At 40.4% G+C, this 8,007-nt stretch carries 4 protein-coding genes; 2 read left to right on the top strand and 2 right to left on the bottom strand.

Going from position 1 to position 8,007, the window contains the following annotated elements; genetic code table 11:
- Positions 1 to 203: 203 nt before the first annotated feature.
- Entirely contained in the window at positions 204 to 1,574 is a 1,371-nt protein-coding gene (locus tag AC07E5_RS10320; RefSeq protein WP_180005902.1) for a phosphohexomutase domain-containing protein, read from the bottom strand.
- Between the two features lie 213 nt (positions 1,575 to 1,787).
- Here AC07E5_RS10320 and AC07E5_RS10315 point away from each other — a divergent pair, with 213 nt between their 5' ends.
- Together AC07E5_RS10315 and AC07E5_RS10310 are read left to right on the top strand one after the other, a co-directional pair.
- Complete coding sequence (locus AC07E5_RS10315; protein ID WP_180005903.1) at positions 1,788 to 3,026, top strand: hypothetical protein; 1,239 nt, start codon at positions 1,788 to 1,790, stop codon at positions 3,024 to 3,026.
- A 166-nt stretch (positions 3,027 to 3,192) separates the two neighbouring features.
- A complete protein-coding gene (locus AC07E5_RS10310) occupies positions 3,193 to 6,540 on the top strand; it encodes a DEAD/DEAH box helicase (protein WP_498625399.1) in 3,348 nt (1,115 codons plus the stop codon).
- Between the two features lie 17 nt (positions 6,541 to 6,557).
- Here the strand turns inward: AC07E5_RS10310 and AC07E5_RS10305 are convergent, their stop codons facing one another.
- On the bottom strand, positions 6,558 to 7,847 hold the full coding sequence (locus AC07E5_RS10305; RefSeq protein WP_004970273.1) for a type II toxin-antitoxin system HipA family toxin: 1,290 nt from the start codon (positions 7,845 to 7,847) through the stop codon (positions 6,558 to 6,560).
- Positions 7,848 to 8,007: the final 160 nt, after the last annotated feature.

The raw sequence follows: 8,007 nt of genomic DNA, 5'->3' as shown, positions 1-8,007 counted from the left end.
GGATTGGATAATCAATAGATATGGATGCTAATATACCAAGACACTCACCTAAAATACAAAAGATAATCATTTAAATCTCTAATAAATACCCACCTTGCCACTACTGAATCGACATAGACAAAATGAGAACTTATGCAAATATTTGTCTATATTTTTAGTTATAGTTAATTACTCCCATTTTTATATTGCTTTGATTTTTCAGATTAAGCTTGAATCAATTGCGTCAACTCATCCACATAGTCCTGCATCGGGCGGGGATTGTGGTCACGACGGCTTTCAATATTTAAGCGCAATAAAGGCTCGGTATTTGACGCACGCACATTCAAACGCCATGCCCCAAAGTCAAGACTCACGCCATCGGTTTGGTCAATTGCTGGGTTTTGGCTAGCATAATGCTCAAAGATTTTTTGGATGGTGGCTTGAGTATCGGCCACTTTAAAGTTAATTTCCCCCGAACATGGGAATTTGGCAATCATTTCTTCGACCAGACTCGATAGCGATTCTCCTGTTTCAGACAACACAGAAAGCACCAATAACCAAGGAATCATGCCGCTGTCACAATAGGCAAAATCACGAAAATAGTGGTGTGCACTCATTTCACCGCCGTAAACAGCATTGTGTTCACGCATTACATCTTTAATAAAGGCATGCCCAGATTTAGATTGAATCGCTTCACCCTGATATTGAGCGACCACATCAAAGGTATTCCAGACTAAACGTGGGTCATGTACGATTTTCTCGCCTGCTTGTTTGAGTAAAAATGCCTGTGCCAATAAGCCGACAATATAATAGCCTTCAATAAACTGGCCTTTTTCATCGAACAAGAAACAGCGATCAAAGTCACCATCCCACGCAATGCCCATGTCGGCTTGATACTCTAATACGGCATTGCGGGTACTGTCACGGTTTTCCACTAAAATTGGATTCGGGATACCATTGGGGAAGGTGCCATCGGCATCATTGTGAATTTTGACAAACTCAACAGGGATATTCAGAGCTTTGAATTTTTGCTCAATTGCATCGACCACATGTCCTGCAGCGCCATTGCCTGCATTCATGACCAGTTTCATTGGGCGAATTTTGGTAGGCTCGATATACGTCATTAAATGTTCAATAAATTGAGGCAAAATATTGTAGCTTTGAGTGCTACCTTTGTGCTCAACTGGGGTAAATTCGCCCGATTCTGCCAAAGCCTGAATGTCTTTTAGGCCGGTATCGGCACTAATCGGACGTGCATTTTCACGTACCAGTTTCATGCCGTTGTAGTCCATGGGGTTATGGCTGGCAGTTACTTCAATGCCACCTTGCACGTCTAAATGAAAGGCTGCGAAATAGACTTCTTCTGTGCCTGTCATTCCCAAGTCGAGCACATTGACCCCTGCATCATTTAAACCACGAATGGTGGCCTGCTTTAAGCCTTCGCTGCTAAGGCGAATATCGCAGCCAATTACAACGGTTTTAGGTTGGTAAATTTGTCCGTAAGCACGACCAATTTTATAGGCGATGTCTTCATTGAGTTCTGTGCCCAATTTTCCGCGAATGTCATAGGCTTTAAAACAGGTTAATGTGCTCATGTATTGTCCTAAATATTTGGAAAAATCGTATTGCTGCCTATGATAATCGAACTGTGTGTAATGTGCTGTATAGAATGGAAGATCAATTGCTTGAAGATGTTTCAGGTCAAAGACTATGGATGAGAAAAGATGTGGTGATGGGCAAAGATGTTTTTAATGAGTAAGAAGTTGGTTAAAATACGGCTCAGACTTATGTGTTCGATATGATTGAAGATGGAATTACAGAAAAGTACTTTAGAGCCAGTGCAGAAACTTTCTGCGCCACAGAAAAAATTTCAGAAATTATGCCAAAAAATTGAGCAGGAACAGCTACGTTTGAATGAATGGCAGACCGCACAAGCCGATATTCAGGCACGTGCCAGCCGTGAAATTTTACCGACTTATGCGCAATTGCGTGAAGTTATATTTCAGCAAATTCAACAATTGCTTCAGCAAAAACAACAAAAAGTGACGGCAGCCCAGCAAACTAAGCTGGATCAAAAAATTGAGCAACTCAGTTTACAACTTTTGGATTCGCAGCAGATGTCTACCGAACAAGTTCAGTTTTTAACAGAATTGCTGAACAGTTATGGGCATCATATTGAATTGCTAGACACAGATGATGTGGATTTAAGATCTGAAGCTAAAACAGCAACAGAGTCAGAAGACGAAAATGTTGAACAATGTGAACAAAATAGTTTTGAACATGATGAGTCTGAACAAGAGCGCTTGGCACAGCTCAAGCTAGAAAGTTTGAAGCATTTTCTTTGTGAAGAATATGACCTAGATTTAGATTTTTTTGATTTTCAGCATGATCCATTAGATTTAGATGACTTTATAAAAAAATTTGAACAAAAAATGCAAGAACAAGAGGAGCTGGATTTTTTAAGTCAGTTGAGTAGTGCGCAAAAAGCTTTTGCCGAACAGCAAATTGCCCGTGAAAAAGCCAAAGCAGCAAAAAAACAGCAACAGCGTGAAGAAGCCAAGAAACTAGCAAATCAGTCCATTAAAGCGATTTACTTAAAAATTACAGCGTGGATTCACCCAGATCGTGAGCAAGATGAGCAGAAAAAACAAGAAAAAACCGTATTGATGCAGCAAGCCAATCAGGCTTATGAAGCCAATGATTTATTGACATTGTTAAATTTGCAAATTCAGTTGGGTCAGCAGCATAATTTGTCTTTCGCCAATCAACAATTAAAAGCGTATAACCTGCTTTTAGAAGAACAGTTAGAAACTTTGCAAATGCAAGTGGATGACATTATTTACTCTTTTAATTGGAGTCAGTTTTTATATTCTAACCGTAAAATTAAAGTGCAGGATTTGTATCGAAAATATGAGCAAGACTATCGACATGTTCAACAAAAATTAGCTCGAGCGCAAGAGATACTGGAAAAATATCAAGACCTTAAACAATTAAAGCAATTGATGCGCAGTCAATATGTGTGGGAAATGCATGCTGTGATGATGTAGACATATTGAGGTTTGGCTTTGAATGTTTATGCAAAAAGTAGTCTTTATTTACAATATTCCTTTTGAGTGAATCCAAGTTATGCTCAGGTTGGGCCGTTCGGCTACTATTCTGAAATGATACCTTTGTCCGTTATAATTGTATAAACATTTTTAGTGTCTGGTAATTATGTCCTCATTGATCAATTTTCTATCTCGCTTTAGTACAGCAACTCTTCAGCGCAGTCTGAGCTATGCTAAACGCATTGATAGGGAAACGATTGAGTTCTTTGAGGAAAAAGACGGGGTTACGATGTATGCCCAAATTGAAGGGACAGATTATTACGATACTGCAATTACCTATAATCCCCAAAAAGACCGTTTAATCGATGACGACTGCACTTGTCCAGTTGGATATAACTGTAAACATGCTGCTGCTTTAGCGCGGTTATTCTTTCAGGAATATCGCCAGGAATTTCAGCAGCGTTATGCTGACTCTCAATCCCCGCAGGGAATCGCAAAACGCCTACGGGGGGATGATCAGGCACAGCGCTGGTTGAATGATTTTAAACGGTATTTACAACAGACTGAACCAGAGCAATCTGTCAAAACAAACAATTATTTAATTTACCTGTTAGATCAGTCTGTCAGCTTAAAGAAATTGACAGTTGATGTTCAGAAGGCCAGACGCAATAAAAACGGCTCAATTGCGGGGGAAAGTTATTATACCCAATATGAAAATATCACCAGAAAGCATCTGACTTTACCTGAACAAAAACGACAATTATTTAACCAGATTTATTATTATGCCAAAATAAACAGTGACGAACGTTTTTATCAAAGCAATCTTGATATCTCCGGAATTTTATTGGAGCATTTCAAATCTTTTATTCAAAGTGGCGATGTGTACTGGCAAAAAAAGAGCCATACTGCACTTCAATGGTCAGAACAAGGCTATCACATCGAACTGATCTGGCAACAAGGTGTAAACAAACAGACAGAGCATTTAAATATTGAATTGGTCAATGGTGATATTCGACTCGATTTAAAATCAAATCCACATATCCAAATTCTCGCTAGCCAGCCACCGTGTTATGTGGATATTCAACAGAACACGGTGGGCCAGTTATATGGTGAATATACGGCAAATCTTCTGTACCATTTTTTACAGATGCCTGCTCTTCCATCTATGCTCTTGCCAGAGTTTGAGAAACTGACTCATCAATATTCAGACGTGAAAAATCTGCCTCAGCCCGAGTCTATTCAGCATATTGATGTCCTTGAGGGTAGTCCCCAGCCAATTTTACGCTTCGGTGTTTTAGATAAATTTGATTGGAAATGGGAAGAATCTGTTTGTGCTGAAATTGAATTCTCCTATGCAGGCGGGCGAATTAAAGCAGGTACATCAGGTGACAGTTTCATTGGTGAGCAGCATGACAAAATGGTGCGACAGCTTCGGGACTTAGTTCAGGAACAACAGTCAATCCAGCGTTTACAGCTATTGGTCGAATCACTGAAGTGGGTGAAAGATCTTAGTTATGACCAGCAATTAAAACTGGATAAACAACGTCTCGATTCTATGGTTTTTGCTTTCTATGGAGACTGGATCAAACAGCTGATGCCCATCAATCAAATTGAGTTGATGGGCTGGCAGATAGAGCATCTGGAAAACAGCCCCTTTAACCTGCAATATGTTGAAAATTTAAATATTTCTATCACTGAATCTGAAGGCCAGCAGGACTGGTTCAATATCGGGGCGACGGTTCAAGACAGTGCAGGCAATTCTTATAATTTACTTGATGCGCTCGTAGCTTTGGTGCGAGTAAATCCTGATTTACTTGATCCGCGGACTTTTATTCATCTGCATGACAGTCAAATTTTCACCGTGAAAACTGCAGTTGATCAACCTGATTTGGCGCTATCCGCTAGGGATATTAAGCCGGTATTATTGCATCTGCAGAGCATTTTACAGCAAGAAGAGCGCAGTATTGATCGCTATGATGCGAGTCAATTATTAGAATTGCAGCATAATCTTGGGATGACATGGCAGGTCAGTGATCGCCTGCAGAAATTTGTACATAAATTCAAACAAGGCTATCAGCAACAACTGCCGACACCACAAGGTTTTCAGGGGGAGTTGCGTCTATACCAGCAGCAGGGCTTAGGCTGGTTACAGTTTTTAAGGGAAACCCAGCATGGCGGGATTCTGGCAGATGATATGGGCTTGGGGAAAACAGCACAAACTTTAGCCCATTTACTCATGGAAAAGCAGGCTGGATATTTGCAGGATAGTCCCGCCTTAATTGTTGCACCCACATCGCTGATGCATAACTGGTTCAAAGAAGCGGAGAAATTTACCCCAGAGCTCAAGGTATTGCTGCTACAGGGGCCCGATCGCCATCAGTATTTTGAGCAGATTCCGCACTATGATATTGTGTTAACCACCTATCCGCTTCTGGCGAGAGATGAAGAGCAACTAAAGCAATATGAATATCATCAACTCATTTTGGATGAGGCGCAGAATATCAAAAATCCGCGCGCCAAAGCTGCACAGGTAGTACGGCAATTAACAGCGCGACATCGTCTATGTCTAACCGGTACACCTATGGAAAATCATTTGGGTGAGCTGTGGGCACTATTTTATTTCCTGATGCCAGGATTTTTATATTCACAAGAAATTTTTAATAAAAAGTACCGTCATCCGATTGAAAAGCGCGGTGATGAGCAGTTAAGACAAAAGTTGGTCAACCGGATTAAGCCCTTCATTTTACGTCGCTTGAAAACTGACGTAGCCAAAGAGTTGCCAGAAAAAACCACGATTGAAGTCAATATTGATATGAATGACCAGCAATCCAAGTTATATGAGGCTGTTCGTGCCACGATGCAGGCAAGCATTCAGAAAATTGTGGCAGAAAAAGGCTTTAAACGTAGTCAAATTCAAATTTTAGATGCCTTACTGAAGCTACGTCAGGTGTGCTGCCATCCTAGCTTACTAAAGCTGGATTCAGTGAAAATTGGGCAGGCGCATTCTGCCAAACTTGAACAGTTGATGGATATGGTCGTTCCAATGGTGGAAGAGGGGCGAAAAATTCTTATCTTCTCTCAGTTTACCTCAATGTTGGAACTGATTGAACAACAGTTCCATCACGCAGAAATTGGCTATGTGAAGCTGACTGGAAAGACCAAAAAGCGAGATGAAGTCATTACAGCGTTTCAGTCTGGACAAGTGCCGGTATTTTTAATCAGTCTGAAAGCAGGAGGGGTCGGTTTGAATCTAACTGCCGCAGATACGGTCATTCACTATGATCCATGGTGGAACCCTGCTGCTGAAGATCAAGCTTCAGATCGTGCATGGCGGATTGGACAGGACAAGCCGGTATTTGTCTATAAGCTGATTACTAATAAAAGCATAGAAGAAAAAATTCTTGCCTTACAGCAAAATAAAGCAGAACTGGCACACTCTATTCTAAGTACAGATCATGAAGGCGAAGCGAAACTGACGGAAAATGACGTGATGAACTTGTTTGAGAAATTTTAGTTTGGTTTCAGATTACCCTAATCATCTGTAAGTATCTGAAAGTCCGGATGCAATTTTTTCCAATGTTCTCTTAATTTTTCTTTATGAACAGAAATCATAGGTAAGTCTAGTAATAGCACTGGCCATACCGACCGTGCTTTGTCCATGATCGCGTGAAGTTGTTTTTCAATAACACGCCATGGAACACCGACTTTTTCAGCCCATTGTTCAAAGTGTTTCATCTCAGCTAAATACCAATCTTTATTTTTGGCAAGATTTAAGGCGAAATGACGCTCATTTTCAATATATACACTTGTCATCAATATATCGTATGCAGGGGATAATCTTGGCGTTGTTTTATCGTGATAAATCATACTCCAGTTCTTTAAGTGTGCATCTCCATTGGCGAGTAAAATATTGACGAGTAAACGGCTGGCAAATTGCTGAATATCAAAAATTTTGTTATCTGAATAGTGATAAATGATCTTACCGATCTGCTCATAATTTGTGGTGCTGTATTTCTGGTGTGGATATGAACCAAAGATCTGAGCAAAATCTTCAATATGAATAAGCTCTGTAGTATTAGCAGTACTCTGCCTATCGAATCTCTTAATTGCAAAAGCATATTGCTCTTGGGGTAGATTTAATGGTGGAAGGTCTTGTAAGAGTGCCATATCTACCAAACGAATCTCTGGGATATCTATTCCGACCATTTTGGCAAGGATCATCATAGAGTATTCATTCAGCGGAACAAAAGCATGTCTGGTAGAAGGAGTTTTGACAATCCAATCACCGAGTAGGCTGGATTCCGTTGCCTGTGCTAATGTAAAACGCCCATCTTTGGCTTTCATGGAAAACTTCATTTGGACGCCAGCCAAGGAAAACTTATTATTTGTCCGAATCTCTTGTTTTAATATCTGATCTGGATTCGAGATCTGAAGCTTAAATTTTATTCCATCTGGGATTTCTTCTGGATCTACTGGGGTTGCAATCAGTGCCCCAGGTAAGTCATGACCTAAAGCTGCCAATAACTGAAATTCATTGTCTATATGTATTTTGAGGCTTTGTGCTATGAGTTCGCGTAATGCACCTTCTGGTAGCAGATTTGATAGCAAGGGGTGTAAGCGCTGATGTGTAACATAGGTCTTTTCTAAAATCTTATCCGCTTGAGGATATAAAGGGGAAGTAAGCAAGCTCAAGGTCGGACGTTGCTGATCCAAGTGAAAAGAATCTGTGAAAACCAGAATATTTTTTCCGCTCTGAAATCCTGCCAAGTATCCAACGACAACGTGATGTAATGTTAATTTCAGGACTGCAACAGTATTCATGGTTCCTGTTCCTTAAAATGTATTCAAACATAGTCAAGGACTAATTCGCACTCTGTTAATGTCTTGTTGCCAAGCGTGTAACTAGAGCCTGAGTCGGTCAGTTCCGACTTGTAGCGGTCAGTCCGTTCTTGCAATATACGCTTTACAGTTTTGTAAGGCG

The organism is Acinetobacter seohaensis (assembly GCF_056431365.1).
Note: the sequence above shows the minus strand (reverse complement) of the source record. Positions and strands in the feature narration are given on the sequence as shown.